Annotated in this window: 13 protein-coding genes and 1 tRNA gene; 10 read left to right on the top strand and 4 right to left on the bottom strand. The window is 68.3% G+C overall.

Annotated elements, in window-relative coordinates; genetic code table 11:
* Nucleotides 1–14: 14 nt before the first annotated feature.
* From yidC to rpmH, 4 genes are read right to left on the bottom strand one after another with little or no spacing between them, the layout of a single operon-like run.
* Nucleotides 15–1,280: a membrane protein insertase YidC gene (gene yidC, locus ACHBTE_RS09645; protein WP_394723161.1), complete on the bottom strand. Its 1,266-nt coding sequence runs from the start codon at nt 1,278–1,280 to the stop codon at nt 15–17.
* A 3-nt stretch (nt 1,281–1,283) separates the two neighbouring features.
* On the bottom strand, nt 1,284–1,637 hold the full coding sequence (gene yidD, locus ACHBTE_RS09640) for a membrane protein insertion efficiency factor YidD (RefSeq protein ID WP_394723160.1): 354 nt from the start codon (nt 1,635–1,637) through the stop codon (nt 1,284–1,286).
* Complete coding sequence (gene rnpA, locus ACHBTE_RS09635; RefSeq protein ID WP_345015364.1) at nt 1,634–2,005, bottom strand: ribonuclease P protein component; 372 nt, start codon at nt 2,003–2,005, stop codon at nt 1,634–1,636. The genes yidD and rnpA overlap by 4 nt, the downstream gene beginning before the upstream one ends.
* A gap of 21 nt (nt 2,006–2,026) precedes the next feature.
* Nucleotides 2,027–2,164 carry a 50S ribosomal protein L34 gene (gene rpmH, locus ACHBTE_RS09630; RefSeq protein WP_003956500.1) on the bottom strand — a complete coding sequence of 46 codons (138 nt, stop codon included), beginning with the start codon at nt 2,162–2,164 and terminating at the stop codon, nt 2,027–2,029.
* A gap of 384 nt (nt 2,165–2,548) precedes the next feature.
* On the opposite strand from rpmH, the gene dnaA reads away from it, so the two are divergent.
* The 10 genes from dnaA to ACHBTE_RS09580 all read left to right on the top strand — a co-directional run bounded on the left by dnaA (nt 2,549) and on the right by ACHBTE_RS09580 (nt 17,833).
* Nucleotides 2,549–4,543 carry a chromosomal replication initiator protein DnaA gene (gene dnaA, locus ACHBTE_RS09625; protein ID WP_394723159.1) on the top strand — a complete coding sequence of 665 codons (1,995 nt, stop codon included), beginning with the start codon at nt 2,549–2,551 and terminating at the stop codon, nt 4,541–4,543.
* Between the two features lie 1,067 nt (nt 4,544–5,610).
* The gene (dnaN, locus tag ACHBTE_RS09620; protein WP_394723277.1) at nt 5,611–6,741 is read left to right on the top strand and encodes a DNA polymerase III subunit beta; all 1,131 of its coding nucleotides are present in this window, start codon (nt 5,611–5,613) and stop codon (nt 6,739–6,741) included.
* Between the two features lie 187 nt (nt 6,742–6,928).
* Nucleotides 6,929–7,804 (top strand): phosphogluconate dehydrogenase (NAD(+)-dependent, decarboxylating), encoded by an 876-nt coding sequence (gene gnd, locus ACHBTE_RS09615; RefSeq protein ID WP_394723158.1) that lies wholly within the window; start codon nt 6,929–6,931, stop codon nt 7,802–7,804.
* A 101-nt stretch (nt 7,805–7,905) separates the two neighbouring features.
* Nucleotides 7,906–9,027 carry a DNA replication/repair protein RecF gene (gene recF / locus ACHBTE_RS09610; RefSeq protein WP_394723156.1) on the top strand — a complete coding sequence of 374 codons (1,122 nt, stop codon included), beginning with the start codon at nt 7,906–7,908 and terminating at the stop codon, nt 9,025–9,027.
* Complete coding sequence (locus tag ACHBTE_RS09605) at nt 9,024–9,647, top strand: DUF721 domain-containing protein (protein WP_394723154.1); 624 nt, start codon at nt 9,024–9,026, stop codon at nt 9,645–9,647. Before recF ends, ACHBTE_RS09605 begins: the two co-directional genes overlap by 4 nt.
* An 855-nt stretch (nt 9,648–10,502) precedes the next feature.
* Nucleotides 10,503–12,551, top strand: a complete 2,049-nt coding sequence (gene gyrB / locus ACHBTE_RS09600; protein ID WP_394723153.1) for a DNA topoisomerase (ATP-hydrolyzing) subunit B — start codon at nt 10,503–10,505, stop codon at nt 12,549–12,551.
* Nucleotides 12,552–12,593: 42 nt separating this feature from the next.
* Nucleotides 12,594–15,185, top strand: coding sequence for a DNA gyrase subunit A (gyrA, locus tag ACHBTE_RS09595; RefSeq protein ID WP_394723152.1), 2,592 nt, complete (start codon nt 12,594–12,596; stop codon nt 15,183–15,185).
* 18 nt (nt 15,186–15,203) lie between these two features.
* On the top strand, nt 15,204–16,004 hold the full coding sequence (locus tag ACHBTE_RS09590) for a DUF3566 domain-containing protein (RefSeq protein WP_394723151.1): 801 nt from the start codon (nt 15,204–15,206) through the stop codon (nt 16,002–16,004).
* A 160-nt stretch (nt 16,005–16,164) separates the two neighbouring features.
* Nucleotides 16,165–16,238, top strand: a tRNA-Ile gene (locus tag ACHBTE_RS09585).
* 164 nt (nt 16,239–16,402) lie between these two features.
* Nucleotides 16,403–17,833, top strand: coding sequence for a PA14 domain-containing protein (locus ACHBTE_RS09580; protein WP_394723150.1), 1,431 nt, complete (start codon nt 16,403–16,405; stop codon nt 17,831–17,833).
* Nucleotides 17,834–17,918 lie beyond the last annotated feature (85 nt).

Raw genomic sequence — 17,918 nt, 5'->3', positions numbered from 1 at the left:
GGATGGGCTCCTTCTTACTTCTTGGACGGGGACTTGGGGCGCTGCGGTCCGCCCTTGCGCTGCCCGGACTGGGCCTTGCTGCGACCGCTGCCGCCGGACTTCTGCGCGGACTTGCCGGCAGCACCGGGCTTGGCGTCCGAGGGCTCGTCGGACTTCTCCAACGACATCGGTTCGCCGGCCTGCTTCGGGCCGGACTGACGCTGGGCCTTGCTCTGCCGCTTCGGCTGCTGACGCTTGGGGGTGCCGGCGGTGGTCGGCGTACCGTCCTCGGTCAGGGTGGCGACAGCGCCCTCGCTCTTGACCACGGTGCCGTCGGCCTGCGGCGCGAGATTCGCCTTGGACAGGCCATTGATGAACTTGCGCTCGTACTCGTTGCGGTCACGGCCCTTGGCGACGATGGCCTTGACGATGGCCTTCTCACCACGACCGCGCGTCTTGCCGTGCTGTGTGACGCGCTTGTGCAGGCGGTCCAGGTAGGCGGCCTGAGCCTTGGAACCCGGAGTCGGGTTGTTGCGGATGACGTACATCTGCTGGCCCATGGTCCATACGTTGGTGGTCAGCCAGTAGACGAGGACACCGACGGGGAAGTTGATGCCGAAGACGGCGAACATGACCGGGAAGATGTACATCAGCATCTTCTGCTGCTGCATGAACGGCGTCTTCACCGTGGTGTCGACGTTCTTCGTCATCAGCTGGCGCTGCGTGTAGAACTGCGACGCCGACATCAGGACGATCATGACCGCGGTGACGATGCGGACGGTGGTCAGCGAGGCATCGAGCGCGGCTACGTCAGAGGCGCTGTCGGTGAACTTCGCGGCGAGCGGGGCCCCGAAGATGTGCGCCTCCTGCGCGCTCTTCAGCAGGCTCTCGTTGATCACACCGACGGTGTCGTTGTTCGCGATGCTGTTGAGCACGTGATACAGGGCGAAGAAGAACGGCGACTGCGCCAGGATGGGAAGGCACGAGGAGAGCGGGTTGGTGCCCGTCTCCTTGTACAGCTTCATCATCTCTTCGGACTGACGCTGCTTGTCGTTCTTGTAGCGCTCCTGGATCTTCTTCATCTCAGGCTGGAGCGTCTGCATCGCCCGCGTCGCCTTGATCTGCTTCACGAAGAGCGGGATCAGGCAGATGCGGATCAGAATCACCAGGGACACGATGGACAGGCCCCAGGCCCACCCGGTGTCAGGGCCGAAGATGGCGCCGTAGACCGAGTGGAACTGGACGATGACCCAGGAAACGGGTGTCGTGATGAAGCTGAAGAGGCTGGCAATCGTGTCCACTAATCATGCTCCTTGGACATGGGACGGAGTCTCTGCGGCCGGGCTCGAAGGAACCTTCCCCTCGGTGGCCGATTCGGCGGCGGAGGTCCCGCCCTTGCGTGCGCGCCAAGCGTTGCGCAGCAGTTCGTGCCACCGCGGGCGCTTGCGCGGCGGGACATGGTCCACACCGCCCAGCGACCACGGGTTGCACCGCAGGATGCGCCAGGCGGTGAGCGCCGTGCCCTTGATCGCACCGTGCCGGTCGATGGCCGTGTAGCCGTAGTGAGAACACGACGGGTAGTACTTGCACACCGGCCCGAGCAGCGGACTGATCGTCCACTGGTACAGCTTGATCAGAGCCAGCAGTGGGTACTTCATCGCGCGCCCCCTCCCAGGAGCCGCTGCAGAGCGGCATCCAGGTCTCGGGCCAGCTGTGCATGGTCGGCGTCACCCGCACCGGGCAGCGCTCGTACGACTACCAGGCTACCGGGGGGCAGCTGGTCGACTCGGTCCCGCATCAGATGACGAAGCCTGCGCTTCACCTTGTTGCGGACGACCGCACCGCCCACAGCCTTGCTCACGACGAAACCCGCACGCGTCGGGGGAGCGCTCTCCCCAGGCGCGTGCGGGTCCGTGGCACCGCTACGAAGATGGACGACGAGGTGCTGGCGGCCTGCCCGGCGTCCTCGTCGTACCGCGGTCGCGAAGTCCTCGCGCCGCCTCAGCCGGTTCTCGGTGGGCAGCACGACGTCATGACCTGACCGGGATCAGGCGGACAGACGGGCGCGACCCTTGCTACGGCGGGACGCGAGAATCGCGCGGCCGGCACGGGTGCGCATACGCAGCCGGAAGCCGTGGGTCTTCGCGCGACGACGGTTGTTCGGCTGGAAGGTGCGCTTGCTCACTCGGGGGCTCCAGAAGAAATCGGTGTTTGGCGGGTGCCGTCCTGGCTGTCACCGTGCGCCCACGAGTAGCTCGCAGTTACGCCCGAGTGCACCGCTTACCGATCACCTTGACGCGATCTGTGCCCATCGGAGGCAGGCGGCAGCAGCCATCGACAACTCGACCTGGTTACGGTACGCGCGGCTACGCCATCCGGTCAAACCAGGGGGCGCCACGAGACACTATCCACAGGCTGGGGACAACAACTTGAACCGTACCCGCCGCCCTGACTACCGTGGCTGAACTCCGATTCGTTCCCTTGTCCCCTTGAATCTTGCTCCACCCGATTTGAAACCCCGACCCGTCCCACATCACACGTTCGTGGGACCCGTGAGAGAGCGTGCCCTGTGGCTGACGTACCTGCCGATCTTGCCGCAGTGTGGCCACGTGTACTGGAGCAGCTCCTCGGCGAAGGTCGCGGACAGGGTGTCGAAGTCAAGGACGAACACTGGATCCGGCGCTGCCAGCCCCTCGCGCTGGTAGCCGACACCGCCCTGCTCGCCGTACCCAACGAGTTCGCGAAGGGCGTACTGGAGGGCCGTCTGGCCCCGATCGTCAGCGAGACCCTGAGCCGTGAGTGCGGTCGCCCGATCCGCATCGCGATCACGGTCGACGACTCCGCCGGCGAGCCCCCGGCCCCGCCGGCACCGCCCGCGTCCCAGGCCCCGCCCCAGCCTCGCTACGAGGAGCCCGAGCTTCCCTCGTACGAGAGCTACGGTCGTCACCACGCCGACGACCAGCACACGCCCGGCGCCGCCGCCGACCCGCTGCCCAGCGCCCGCCCGACCTACCCGAGCGAGTACCAGCGCCCCGAGTCCGCCCCCGGCAGCTGGCCCCGCCCGAGCCAGGACGACTACGGCTGGCAGCAGCAACGACTCGGCTTCCCCGATCGCGACCCGTACGCCTCGCCGTCCCAGGAGTCCTACGGACAGGACTCCTACACCCAGGACAACTACGGCTCGCCCTCCCAGGACTACCGCCCACAGCCGACGGACCGGTCCTCCTACGACGGTCACCGCCCCGACTACGAGCCGCGCCGGCCCGATTACGACCAGCACCAGAACCAGCATCAGCACCAGCAGCGCCCGGACTACGACCAGCGCCGGGCCGACTACGAGCAGCAGCAGCGGTCGGACTACGACCAGCCGCGCGGCGACTACGACCAGGGCGCCCGGCGCGATCTGCCCGAGCCGCCCGCCGGCTCCGGCCATGTGCACCGCGGCGGCCCCGTCGGCGCCAGCCTGCCCACCACCGGCGCGCCCGGCCCGCTGGCCGCACAGCCCGCGCCGGCCCCCGGCCCAGGTGAGCCGACCGCGCGCCTGAACCCGAAGTACCTCTTCGACACCTTCGTCATCGGCGCCTCCAACCGCTTTGCACACGCCGCCGCGGTCGCCGTCGCCGAGGCACCGGCGAAGGCGTACAACCCCCTGTTCATCTATGGGGAATCAGGGCTCGGCAAGACCCATCTGCTGCACGCGATCGGGCACTACGCGCGCAGCCTCTACCCGGGCACGCGCGTGCGGTATGTGAGCTCGGAGGAGTTCACCAACGAGTTCATCAACTCCATCCGCGACGGCAAGGGCGACAGCTTCCGCAAGCGGTACCGGGAGATGGACATCCTGCTCGTCGACGACATCCAGTTCCTGGCGGACAAGGAGTCGACGCAGGAGGAGTTCTTCCACACCTTCAACACGCTCCACAACGCCAACAAGCAGATCGTGCTTTCCAGTGATCGGCCGCCCAAGCAGCTGGTCACGCTGGAGGACCGGCTGCGGAACCGTTTCGAGTGGGGTCTGATCACCGACGTCCAGCCGCCCGAGCTGGAGACGCGCATCGCGATCCTGCGCAAGAAGGCGGTGCAGGAACAGCTCAACGCCCCGCCGGAGGTACTGGAGTTCATCGCCTCCCGCATCTCGCGCAACATCCGCGAGCTGGAGGGCGCGCTGATCCGCGTGACAGCGTTCGCGTCGCTCAACCGGCAGCCGGTGGACCTGGGCCTGACGGAGATCGTCCTGAAGGACCTGATCCCGGGCGGTGAGGACTCGGCCCCGGAGATCACCTCGACGGCCATCATGGGCGCGACCGCCGACTACTTCGGGCTGACGGTCGAGGACCTGTGCGGCACCTCCCGTGGCCGTGCCCTGGTGACCGCCCGGCAGATCGCCATGTACCTGTGCCGTGAGCTGACTGACCTGTCGCTGCCGAAGATCGGCGCGCTGTTCGGAGGCCGCGACCACACCACGGTGATGCACGCCGACCGCAAGATCCGCAATCTCATGGCCGAGCGGCGCTCCATCTACAACCAGGTCACCGAGCTCACGAACCGCATCAAGAACGGCTGACGGCCACCGGCACGGACGCCGGACGCCGAGGACCGTCCTACGTCACTGAGGGCGCCCCGGGACGAGCACCTGGGCGCCCTTCGTCATGCCTGAGCCGCGGATGAGCGGCCGGTGAGCGCCGGATGAGCGGCGGCTGGGCCCTCCGGAGAGCCTTGCGCGAGCACCGCGGGACCCTTGCCCGAGCCACCCGAGGCTCGCGCATGAGCCCGCAGCACCCCGCATGAGCCCGCAGCACCCCGCACGAGCCCTGCCGGCACTCCCGCGCGATCCGTACGTACGGACACCCACTGTTCGATTACCTGCAGGGTTACGGCCTCTCTCCACAGATTCGGTGACTTTCTCGCGTCCACACCCTGGGGACTGCAAAGTTGTCCAGACTGTGTCCACAGGCCCGCCTGTTGAAAGAGGATCAGACCAGGTCAGCCACTTGTGGATTCGTGGACGAAAGATCTCCACAGACTGTGGACAGCGAGAAGATCCACAGGCTGTGCATCAAGTTGTCCACCGACAACCCACAGGCTGAAGCCAGTTGTCCCCAGTGATCCCCAGCTTCTCCACATCGCTGTCCACTGTTCGGCAACCCGACGCACCTCCTCACCGTGTCGAGTGAAAGGCGTCACACGAAGCTGCCGGACCGCCCTGTGGGAAAGGTGCGTAAACCTGGGGACGGCGCTGGGGAGAAGTCGCCTCAGGCTGTGCATGGAGTGTGCAGAACTTTCTGTTCTCCACAGAGACACCCGGTTGTCCACTGCTTCCGCCCACAGGGCCGGTGGACAAAATCTCTGCTCTGAGCTGGGAAAACGCGGTTATCCACGGTATCCACAGGCCCTACTACTACTCCCAACTAGAGAGAGCGAGGAATTCGTTTCGAAGGGGGTCCTGTGCACAACTCGCTGTCCGGCTCCCGGCTGCCCCTCGTCACGACTTGACCCCGAGAGGCACCTACTGTCAGTGGGGTGCGTCAGACTGTTCCCGGTGTCCTTCCCCTCGCTGGGGCCGACGACACCGAGACAGACGACGAAGCCAGGCAGGCCGAGAAGCGCCGGCAACAGCAGGAGGCGGCAACAGTGAAGATCCGGGTGGAACGCGACGTACTCGCGGAGGCCGTGGCCTGGGCGGCGCGCAGCCTCCCGGCCCGTCCGCCGGCGCCTGTCCTCGCCGGCCTCCTCCTCAAGGCCGACGACGGTCAGCTCAGCCTGTCCAGCTTCGACTACGAGGTCTCCGCGCGCGTGGGTGTGGAGGCGGAGATCGAGGAAGAGGGCACCGTGCTGGTGTCCGGCCGTCTCCTCGCCGACATCTGCCGTGCCCTGCCCAACCGGCCGGTGGAGATTTCCACAGACGGTGTACGGGCGACCGTGGTCTGCGGTTCCTCGCGGTTCACACTCCACACGCTGCCTGTGGAGGAGTATCCGGCGCTGCCGCAGATGCCCACCGCGACCGGCACCGTCCCCGGTGAGGTCTTCGCCTCCGCCGCCGCCCAGGTCGCCATCGCCGCCGGCCGTGACGACACGCTGCCCGTCCTCACCGGTGTGCGCATCGAGATCGAGGGCGACACGGTGACGCTCGCCTCCACCGACCGCTACCGCTTCGCGGTCCGTGAGTTCCTGTGGAAGCCGGAGAACCCGGAGGCCTCCGCGGTCGCCCTGGTGCCCGCCAAGACGCTCCTGGACACCGCCAAGGCGCTGACCAGCGGTGACAGCGTCACGCTGGCGCTGTCCGGTTCGGGCGCGGGCGAGGGCCTGATCGGCTTCGAGGGCGCCGGCCGGCGTACGACGACGCGACTGCTGGAGGGCGACCTCCCGAAGTACCGCACCCTGTTCCCGACGGAGTTCAACTCCGTCGCCGTGATCGAGACCGCCCCCTTCGTGGAGGCCGTCAAGCGTGTGGCCCTGGTCGCCGAGCGGAACACCCCGGTGCGGCTCAGCTTCGAGCAGGGTGTGCTGATCCTGGAGGCCGGTTCCAGCGACGACGCACAGGCTGTGGAAAGGGTCGACGCCCAGCTGGAGGGCGACGACATCTCGATCGCCTTCAACCCGACGTTCCTGCTGGACGGCCTGAGCGCCATCGACTCCCCGGTGGCCCAGCTGTCGTTCACGACGTCCACGAAGCCGGCGCTGCTGAGCGGCAAGCCCGCGCTGGACGCCGAGGCGGACGAGGCCTACAAGTACCTGATCATGCCGGTGCGGCTGAGCGGCTGAGCGCCCGGCGTTCACCGACGGTTGTCCACAGGCCGGGGAGAAACCGACTCGGCCTGTGGGGAAACCCGCAGGTGAGGGTGTACGTATGAGCGCGTATGCCCACAGTTGTGCGCGGACGTCCGGGTTTAGGCTCGTACGTGGGTACGAAGGTGCCTCCTACGCCACAGCAACCTAAGGAACACAACTGATGGAGCTCGGTCTCGTCGGCCTCGGCAAGATGGGCGGCAACATGCGTGAGCGGATCCGCCGCGCAGGCCACACCGTCGTCGGATACGACCGCAACGCTGACCTCGCGGATGTCCACAGCCTGGAAGAGCTTGTGGGTAAGCTCCCCGGCCCGCGCGTGGTCTGGGTGATGGTCCCGGCAGGCGCCCCGACCCAGTCGACCATCGACGAGCTCGCCGAGCTGCTGGAGCCCGGCGACGTCGTGGTGGACGGCGGGAACTCCCGCTGGACGGACGACGAGAAGCACGCCGAGCAGCTGGCGGCCAAGGGCATCGGCTTCGTCGACTGCGGTGTCTCCGGTGGCGTCTGGGGCCTGGAGAACGGCTATGCGCTGATGTACGGCGGTGACGCGGAGAACGTCGCCAAGGTGCAGCCGATCTTCGACGCCCTCAAGCCGGAGGGCGACTTCGGCTCGGTGCACGCCGGGAAGGTCGGCGCGGGCCACTTCGCGAAGATGGTCCACAACGGCATCGAGTACGCGATGATGCAGGCCTATGCCGAGGGCTGGGAGCTGCTGGAGAAGGCCGACTCCGTGACCGACGTCCGGGAGGTCTTCCGCTCCTGGCAGGAGGGCACCGTCATCCGCTCCTGGCTGCTGGACCTCGCGGTGAACGCCCTCGACGAGGACGAGCACCTGGACCGGCTCCGGGGTTACGCACAGGACTCCGGCGAGGGACGCTGGACCGTGGAGGCGGCCATCGACCACGCGGTGCCGCTGCCGGCGATCACCGCGTCGCTGTTCGCGCGGTTCGCCTCCCGCCAGGAGGACTCTCCGCAGATGAAGATGATCGCGGCGCTGCGGAACCAGTTCGGTGGCCACGCGGTCGAGAAGAAGTAGTCCACACCCTGGGGACGCCGATCTGGCACCCTGGGTGGCCCGGTTGTCCACAGCTGGGGACGGTTGAACCACACACGTTGGGGGAGGTCGGCGAAACGACCATGCACGTCACGCATCTGTCGCTGGCCGACTTCCGCTCGTACGCCCGGGTCGAAGTGCCGCTCGACCCGGGCGTCACCGCCTTCGTCGGCCCCAACGGCCAGGGCAAGACGAACCTCGTCGAGGCCGTCGGCTATCTCGCCACCCTCGGCAGCCATCGGGTCTCCTCCGACGCCCCCCTGGTCCGCATGGGCGCCGAGCGGGCGATCATCCGGGCGCAGGTGCGGCAGGGCGACCGGCAGCAGCTGGTCGAGCTGGAGCTGAACCCCGGCAAGGCGAACCGAGCCCGCATCAACAGGTCCTCGCAGGTCAGACCCCGTGATGTGCTCGGCATCGTGCGCACCGTCCTCTTCGCACCGGAGGACCTCGCCCTGGTCAAGGGCGACCCCGGCGAGCGGCGCCGCTTCCTGGACGAGCTGATCACCGCCCGCTCCCCGCGCATGGCGGGCGTGCGCTCCGACTACGACCGGGTGCTCAGGCAGCGCAACACCCTGCTGAAGTCGGCCGCGCTGGCCCGGCGGCACGGCGGTCGCACGATGGACCTGTCCACCCTCGACGTCTGGGACCAGCATCTCGCGCGCGCGGGCGCCGAGTTGCTCGCCCAGCGCCTCGACCTGATCGCCGCACTCCAGCCGCTCGCCGACAAGGCGTACGAGCAACTGGCACCCGGCGGCGGCCCGGTCGCCCTGGACTACAAGCCGTCGGCTCCCGGCGAGGCGCACACCCGCGAGGACCTCTTCGAGCAGCTGATGGCGGCGCTAGCCGAGGCCCGCAAGCAGGAGATCGAGCGCGGCGTCACCCTCGTGGGCCCGCACCGGGACGATGTGCTGCTCAGACTCGGTCAGCTGCCCGCCAAGGGATACGCCTCGCACGGCGAGTCCTGGTCGTATGCGCTGGCGCTGCGTCTTGCGTCGTACGACCTGCTCAGGGCCGAGGGCAATGAGCCGGTGCTGGTCCTCGACGACGTCTTCGCGGAGCTGGACTCCCGGCGCCGCGAACGGCTGGCCGAGCTGGTGGCGCCCGGCGAGCAGGTGCTGGTGACGGCCGCGGTCGACGACGACGTACCGGATGTGCTGACGGGGGCGCGGTACTCCGTGTCCGAGGGGGCGGTGGAGCGCGTATGAGCCGGAGCCCTTCCGAGAACCCCTCTGAGAACCCCGCCGATGGCTCCGCCGCGAGCCCGATCGGGGGCCCTTCCGGGACTCCCACCGGCGGTCTGTCCGGGCCCGCTCCCGAGAAGACCCCCGAGCCCTCCGGCGTCGACCTCGCGCGCGTGGCGCTGCGGGCGGCCAGGGAACAGGCACGCGCGCGTGGGGACGCGGCGCGGCAGAAGAAGCAGGCGAGGCGCGGCGGGCTGCGCTCCGGCGCGCGTGCCGACGGCCGCGATCCGATGGCGCTCGGCTCCGCCATCAACCGCCTGATCACCGAGCGGGGCTGGGAGACAACGGCCGCCGTGGGCGGGGTGATGGGGCGTTGGCCGCAGATCGTCGGCGAGGACGTCGCCAAGCACTGTGTGCCGGAGAAGTACGACGAGGACGAGCGCGTCCTGGTCGTGCGCTGCGACTCCACCGCCTGGGCGACGAACCTGCGGCTGCTGGCGCCGACGCTGGTCGCCCGCCTCAACGAGGACCTCGGTCATGGCGCGGTCCGGCACATCAAGGTGAACGGCCCGGGCGGCCCCGCCCGCCGCTACGGCCCGCTGCGCGCGCCCGGCAGCACGGGGCCGGGTGACACGTACGGCTGACGGAACCGGCCACGTCGAGCCGGCCGCGCCGAGCCGGCCTCGGCGCCGGCCCTCCACCACCGTCGGCCCTCCACCACCGTCGCCCCCCGACACGGCGCAAGTCTCCGACCCGGTCTGGGCCCTGGACCTGGCCCGGTCCCGGCGCCGGTTCTCCACCAGACGCCGGCCCCCGACCCGGCGCACGTCTCCGACCCCGCCTCGGTCCTGGACCCGATGCTCCGGCCCCGAGGAACGGTCCGACCACAAGGCGCCGCCGGCTGGGTGGACCGCCCCGCCGCCCACCCACGTCCCTGCCCACGCGCCTCCATGCCCACCCGCGTCCCTGCTCGCCCACCCGCGTCCCTGCTCGCCCGCGCGCCTGCCCGGCGACCTCCTCCGACGCGGATCCAGGCCCCTCCGGGCGCCCGTCACACCTGCCTCACGGACCCCGTCAGCCGCAGGTGACCGACATCACATCACCAGTCGACAACGGCCCCGACGCACCGCCGGCGACCTGCTTGTCGCACAACCGCACGCGGTTGCGAATCGCGACCTGACTCCTAAGTAGCCATGGGTTGACGGCCGGAAGCGCTGAGTGGCTCTCTGAGCCTCTTGGAGCCCCCATCCGCATATCGGGAGTAGGCCGAGCCGGGTTCAGGGCGGCACATGCGGACTCAGGTACCGGCAAACCCCCATCACTGTCGGCGCAACCGGTAGACTGGAGGCCAATCCCGCCCCAATCGTGGGGACCGTCCGGGAAAAGCTGAGCAACGCTGATCAAGGCTTACCAACGCAACATGCCGCAGCCGCTCCGGCACCTCCCCCGGAGGGGGGATCCCCAGAGCCTGGCTCGTGCTGTGCCAGAAAGGGCGCTTCGTGGCCGATTCCGGCAACCCCAACGAGAACATCCCGTCCACCGACGCCGAGGCGAGCTCGTCGAACGGCGAGGTCACCGCCTCGTACGACGCCAGCGCCATCACCGTCCTCGAGGGTCTGGACGCGGTCCGCAAGCGACCCGGTATGTACATCGGTTCCACCGGTGAGCGGGGCCTGCACCACCTGGTGCAGGAGGTCGTCGACAACTCCGTCGACGAGGCCCTGGCCGGGCACGCGGACACGATCGACATCACGATCCTCGCCGACGGCGGCGTACGGGTCGTCGACAACGGCCGTGGCATCCCGGTCGGCATCGTCCCCTCCGAGGGCAAGCCGGCCGTCGAGGTCGTGCTGACAGTCCTGCACGCGGGCGGAAAGTTCGGCGGCGGCGGCTACGCGGTCTCCGGCGGTCTGCACGGCGTGGGTGTCTCCGTCGTGAACGCCCTGTCGACCAAGGTGTCCGTCGAGATCAAGACCGACGGCCACCGCTGGACGCAGGACTACAAGTTGGGCGTCCCGACGGCCCCGCTCGCCCAGCACGAGGCCACGGACGAGCACGGCACCTCGGTCACCTTCTGGGCCGACCCGGACATCTTCGAGACCACCGACTACTCCTTCGAGACGCTCTCGCGGCGCTTCCAGGAGATGGCGTTCCTCAACAAGGGCCTGCGCATCAGCCTCACCGACGAGCGTGAGTCGGCGAAGGCCACCGCCGGTGCGGACGAGGCGGGCGAGGACGAGAAGCACGAGGTCAAGCACGTCTCGTACCACTACGAAGGCGGCATCGTCGACTTCGTGAAGTACCTCAACTCCCGCAAGGGAGAAGCGGTGCACCCCACCGTGATCGACCTTGAGGCGGAGGACAAGGACAAGCTTCTGTCCCTCGAGATCGCCATGCAGTGGAACGGCGGTTACACCGAGGGTGTGTACTCCTTCGCCAACATCATCCACACCCACGAGGGCGGTACGCACGAAGAGGGCTTCCGTGCCGCGCTGACCTCGCTGATCAACAAGTACGCGCGCGACAAGAAGCTGCTGCGCGACAAGGACGACAACCTCACGGGTGACGACATCCGCGAGGGTCTGACGGCGATCATCTCGGTGAAGCTGAGCGAGCCGCAGTTCGAGGGCCAGACCAAGACCAAACTGGGCAACACCGAGGTGAAGACCTTCGTCCAGAAGGTCGTCTACGAGCACCTCACCGACTGGCTGGACCGCAACCCGAACGAGGCCGCGGACATCATCCGCAAGGGCATCCAGGCGGCCACCGCGCGCGTGGCGGCCCGCAAGGCCCGTGACCTGACGCGTCGCAAGGGCCTGCTGGAGACCGCGTCCCTGCCGGGCAAGCTCTCCGACTGCCAGTCGAACGACCCCACCAAGTGCGAGATCTTCATCGTCGAGGGTGACTCCGCCGGCGGCTCGGCCAAGTCCGGCCGCAACCCGCAGTACCAGGCGATCCTCCCGATCCGGGGCAAGATCCTCAACGTCGAGAAGGCGCGGATCGACAAGATCCTCCAGAACCAGGAGATCCAGGCGCTGATCTCGGCCTTCGGTACCGGAGTCCACGAGGACTTCGACATCGAGAAGCTGCGCTATCACAAGATCATCCTGATGGCGGACGCCGACGTCGACGGCCAGCACATCAACACCCTGCTGCTGACCTTCCTGTTCCGCTTCATGCGTCCGCTGGTCGAGGCCGGCCACGTGTTCCTGTCCCGTCCGCCGCTCTACAAGATCAAGTGGGGCCGGGACGAGGTCGAGTACGCGTACTCCGACCGTGAGCGTGACGCGCTGCTGGAGATGGGCCGTCAGCGCGGTAAGCGCGTCAAGGAGGACTCGATCCAGCGCTTCAAGGGCCTCGGCGAGATGAACGCCGAGGAGCTGCGCGTGACGACCATGGACCAGGAGCACCGCGTTCTCGGCCAGGTCACCCTCGACGACGCCGCCCAGGCCGACGACCTGTTCTCCGTCCTCATGGGCGAGGACGTCGAGGCCCGGCGCCAGTTCATCCAGCGCAACGCCAAGGACGTCCGCTTCCTCGACATCTGAGTCGGTCTCAGCTGACCGCATCAGAAAGGATCTTCACCAGCAATGACCGACGAGAACACTCCCGTCACGCCTGAGGACGACGGCCTGGCCCTGCGCGTCGAGCCCGTCGGGCTCGAGACGGAGATGCAGCGCTCGTACCTCGACTACGCGATGTCCGTCATCGTCTCGCGTGCGCTGCCGGACGTCCGCGACGGCCTCAAGCCCGTCCACCGCCGCGTCCTGTACGCCATGTACGACGGTGGCTACCGCCCCGAGCGCGGCTTCTACAAGTGCGCCCGCGTCGTCGGCGACGTCATGGGCAACTACCACCCGCACGGCGACTCCTCGATCTACGACGCCCTGGTCCGCCTCGCCCAGCCGTGGTCGATGCGCATGCCGCTGGTCGACTCCAACGGCAACTTCGGCTCGCCGGGCAACGACCCGGCGGCGGCCATGCGCTACACCGAGTGCAAGATGGCGCCGCTGTCGATGGAGATGGTCCGTGACATCGACGAGGAGACCGTCGACTTCACGGACAACTACGACGGCCGCTCCCAGGAGCCGACCGTCCTGCCGGCCCGCTTCCCGAACCTGCTGATCAACGGCTCGGCCGGTATCGCGGTCGGCATGGCGACCAACATCCCGCCGCACAACCTGCGCGAGGTCGCCTCCGGCGCCCAGTGGTACCTGGAGAACCCCGAGGCCTCGCACGAGGAGCTGCTGGACGCGCTCATCGAGCGCATCAAGGGCCCCGACTTCCCGACCGGCGCCCTGGTGGTGGGCCGCAAGGGCATCGAGGAGGCGTACCGCACCGGCCGCGGCTCCATCACGATGCGCGCGGTCGTCGAGGTCGAGGAGATCCAGAACCGCCAGTGCCTGGTGGTCACGGAGCTGCCCTACCAGGTCAACCCGGACAACCTCGCGCAGAAGATCGCCGACCTGGTGAAGGACGGCAAGATCGGCGGCATCGCGGACGTCCGCGACGAGACCAGCTCCCGCACGGGTCAGCGCCTGGTCATCGTGCTGAAGCGCGACGCGGTCGCCAAGGTCGTCCTCAACAACCTGTACAAGCACACGGACCTCCAGACGAACTTCGGCGCCAACATGCTGGCGCTCGTCGACGGCGTCCCGCGCACGCTCTCCCTGGACGCGTTCATCCGCCACTGGGTGACGCACCAGATCGAGGTCATCGTCCGCCGTACGAAGTTCCGCCTGCGCAAGGCCGAGGAGCGCGCGCACATCCTGCGCGGTCTGCTGAAGGCCCTGGACGCCATCGACGAGGTCATCGCGCTGATCCGGCGCAGCGAGACCGTCGAGATCGCCCGCAACGGCCTGATGGACCTCCTGGAGATCGACGAGATCCAGGCCAACGCCATCCTCGAGATGCAGCTGCGGCGACTTGCCGCTCTGGAGCGCCAGAAGATCATCCAGGAGCACGACGAGCTTCAGGCGAAGATCACGGAGTACAACGCGATCCTGGCCTCGCCGGTCCGCCAGCGTGGCATCGTCAGCGAGGAACTCGCCGCGATCGTCGAGAAGTACGGCGACGACCGCAAGACCATGCTGGTCCCCTACGACGGTGACATGTCCATCGAGGACCTCATCGCCGAAGAGGACATCGTGGTCACCGTGACCCGCGGCGGCTACGTCAAGCGCACCAAGACGGACGACTACCGGGCGCAGAAGCGCGGCGGCAAGGGCGTACGCGGCACGAAGCTCAAGGAAGACGACATCGTCGACCACTTCTTCGTCTCCACGACGCACCACTGGCTGCTGTTCTTCACGAACAAGGGCCGGGTGTACCGGGCGAAGGCGTACGAGCTCCCCGACGCCGGCCGGGACGCGCGCGGGCAGCACGTCGCGAACCTGCTGGCCTTCCAGCCGGACGAGGCGATCGCCGAGATCCTCGCGATCCGCGACTACGAGGCGGCTCCGTACCTCGTGCTCGCCACCAAGGCCGGTCTGGTGAAGAAGACGCCTCTGAAGGATTACGATTCGCCGCGCTCCGGCGGTGTCATCGCGATCAACCTTCGTGAGGCGGCGGACGGTTCCGACGACGAACTGATCGGAGCCGAGCTCGTCTCGGCCGATGACGATCTGCTTCTGATCAGCAAGAAGGCTCAGTCGATCAGGTTCACGGCGACGGACGAATCGCTGCGTCCCATGGGCCGCGCCACCTCGGGTGTCAAGGGCATGAGCTTCCGCGAGGGAGACGAGCTGCTCTCGATGAATGTTGTTCGAGCCGGTACGTTCGTGTTCACTGCCACCGACGGCGGGTACGCGAAGCGGACCGCCGTGGACGAGTACCGCGTTCAGGGTCGCGGCGGCCTCGGAATCAAGGCCGCGAAGATCGTGGAGGACCGCGGCTCGCTCGTCGGCGCGCTGGTGGTCGAGGAGACCGACGAGATCCTCGCCATCACGCTGGGCGGCGGTGTGATTCGTACGCGAGTCAACGAGGTCAGGGAGACGGGCCGTGACACCATGGGCGTCCAACTGATCAACCTGGGCAAGCGCGATGCCGTGGTCGGCATCGCTCGTAACGCCGAGGCGGGGCGCGAGGCGGAGGAGGTCGACGGCGACGTGGTCTTCGACGAGACCGCCGAGGACGCCGCGACCACCGGCATGGACGAGGGTGCGGCACCCTCGGCCGAGTAGCACGAGGAGTGAGTCATCGTGAGCGGAGCCACGGGCGCCGGATCGCCCGGTACCTCGACCGGTCCCACGGCCGGTAAGGAGACGGGCGGCGGCGACCGTGGCTCCGCCGCGCGACCGGCGGACCCGCACACGACCCAGCTCAAAGCGATCAAGTCGTCCGCGAAGGACTCGGCCGCGCCCGACGCACCTGGATCCCAGGGGGGAACCGTGACGGACCGAGGTCCGCAGACCCAGCAGTACCCGGCCGGCGCGGGCGCCCAGCCGCAGCCCACGCCCACGGGTGCGCAGCAGCCGGCCTCCGCGCAGTCGCCGTCGCCGCTGCCGGGCGAACGGCAGCCCCAGCAGCACGGCGGGCCCTACCACCCCCCGCAGGCCTACCAGACGGCCGCTCCGGCGACGAGCGCGGTGCGCAGACCGCGCACCGATGCCGGGGCGCGTACGACCCCGCGCACCCGCAAGGCGCGCCTGCGTGTGGCCAAGGCCGACCCGTGGTCGGTGATGAAGGTCAGCTTCCTGCTCTCCATCGCGCTGGGCATCTGCACGATCGTCGCCGCCGCCGTCCTGTGGATGGTCATGGACGCCATGGGCGTCTTCTCGACGGTCGGCGGCACGATCTCCGAGGCGACCGGCTCGAACGAGTCGAACGGCTTCGACCTCCAGTCCTTCCTGTCGCTGCCGCATGTGCTGATGTTCACGTCGATCATCGCGGTCATCGACGTCGTCCTCGCGACGGCGCTGGCCACGCTCGGCGCGTTCATCTACAACCTCTCCGCCGGTTTCGTGGGCGGCGTGGAGCTGACGCTCGCGGAGGACGAGTGAGGCACCGGCGGTACCGGTGAGGCAGGGCCGAGGACGCCCTGCTCCCCTGACGGGGGCCCGACAATCGCCTGACGGTGACCCGACAACCGATTTTGGGACTGCCCATGTCGTGCGCTAATCTTCAGGAGTCAGCGCGCGGGAGACCCCCGCAGAGCGCGGCGGGGCTATAGCTCAGTTGGTTAGAGCGCATCCCTGATAAGGATGAGGCCACAGGTTCAAATCCTGTTAGCCCCACATACAAGAAAGACCCCCGGTCCATCAGGGCCGGGGGTCTTTTGGCGTCGCCTGCCGTGCCCGACCGCCGAGATGTCGGATGGGGATCTTCATGCAACCTTCCTTCCCCTTGGCGAGTCTCCCCGCTGTACGTCGTACGTCCCCGCACAGCGCGAAAGGTCCCCGTGCGCCACAAGAGTCTCGTCGCCGCCGTGTCCGGTGGTGCCCTGTCCGCCGTCGTCCTCGGCGGCCTGCTGGCCGTCGCCCCGCAGGCTGCCGCCGCCGACGTCACCTGCTCCACCAACGTCTACAAGCGGACGTTCTACAAGAACACCTCGTTCCCCGGCTCCCCGGTGAAGACCGACTGTGACAGTGCCATCGACCAGAGCTGGTCGGGCAGCCCGCTCTCCGGTGTGCCGACGAACAACTTCGGTGTCCGCTGGTCGGTGACCCGCGACTTCGGCTCCGGCGGCCCCTTCACGTTCACCGCCTCCGCCACTGACGGCGTACGCGTCTACCTGGACGGCGTCCGCAAGATCGACCTGTGGCAGGGCACCGGTGACACCGCCCGCTCCAAGAGCGTCAACCTCACCGTCCCCTCCGGCAAGCACACCCTTCGCGTCGACTACGTGAACTGGACCGGCGCGGCGAAGATCAAGTACACGTACACGCCGCGGACGACGGCCACGTACGACAAGACGAAGCCGCTCGCCCCGGCGGGCGTGAGGACCGCCTACAACACCACCACCCGCAAGACGACCGTCTCCTGGTCCGCCAACAAGGAGATGGATCTGGCGAGTTACTCGCTCTACCGGCGGCCCGTCGGCGGCAGCACCTGGACGAAGGTCACCACGACCACCGGGCGCAGCCACACCGACCCGCTCGTGAACCCCGACGACCGCACGCCCTACTACTACGAGGTCCGCGCCAAGGACAAGGCCGGCAACACCTCGTCGGGCAGCACGGACACCATCGTCCGCCCCCTGCCGGTCGTCACTTCGCTGACCGGCACGTACGACAAGGCGACCGGCAAGGTCAGCCTCACATGGCCGCTCAACACCGAGCCGCACTTCGACCACTACACGGTCCTGAGCAACGACCTGGTGGAGGGTTCCTACGAGTGGGTGCCGCTCGGCACCACCAAGGGCAACACCTGGACCACCGGGCCCATCACCGCCGACGGTGAGACGCGCCACTACCGCGTCCTCGTCACCAATGACGGCGGCACCACGACCTACAACCCTCGCTGGCTCGACGCCAACGCCACGAACGAGCTCTGGCTCCCCGTCCCGGACGGCATAGCCCCCGCCTACGCGCCCGACCTGGCCGTAGGCGCCTGTGAGGGCGGCATCCGGGCGACCGTCTCCGACAGCACGCCGGCTCCGATCCGCGACTTCGTCGGCTTCGAGGTCGAGCGCCGTCAGCTCGGGACCCAGACGTGGTCGGTCGTCATGCACCAGGGCTTCGACCCGCGTCCGGCCACCGCGACGGCCACCGTCTGCGACGCGCTGCCCGCCGACGGCAAGACCTACCAGTACCGGGCCCGCAGCTATGACTCGGACGGGAACTACTCGCCGTACAGCGAGATCGCTGCCCTGACCAGGCCGACCGGCTGACGTTCACGGGACATGCCTGGGAGAAGGCCCTCCGGCCGATGTGGTCGGGGGGCCTTCGGCGTCACCGGGGCATGCCGGTGACGGG

It is taken from the genome of Streptomyces sp. M41 (assembly GCF_043673425.1).
Classification (GTDB): domain Bacteria; phylum Actinomycetota; class Actinomycetes; order Streptomycetales; family Streptomycetaceae; genus Streptomyces.
The sequence above is the reverse complement of the archived record's forward strand: the minus strand, read 5'-3'. Positions and strand labels throughout refer to the sequence as shown.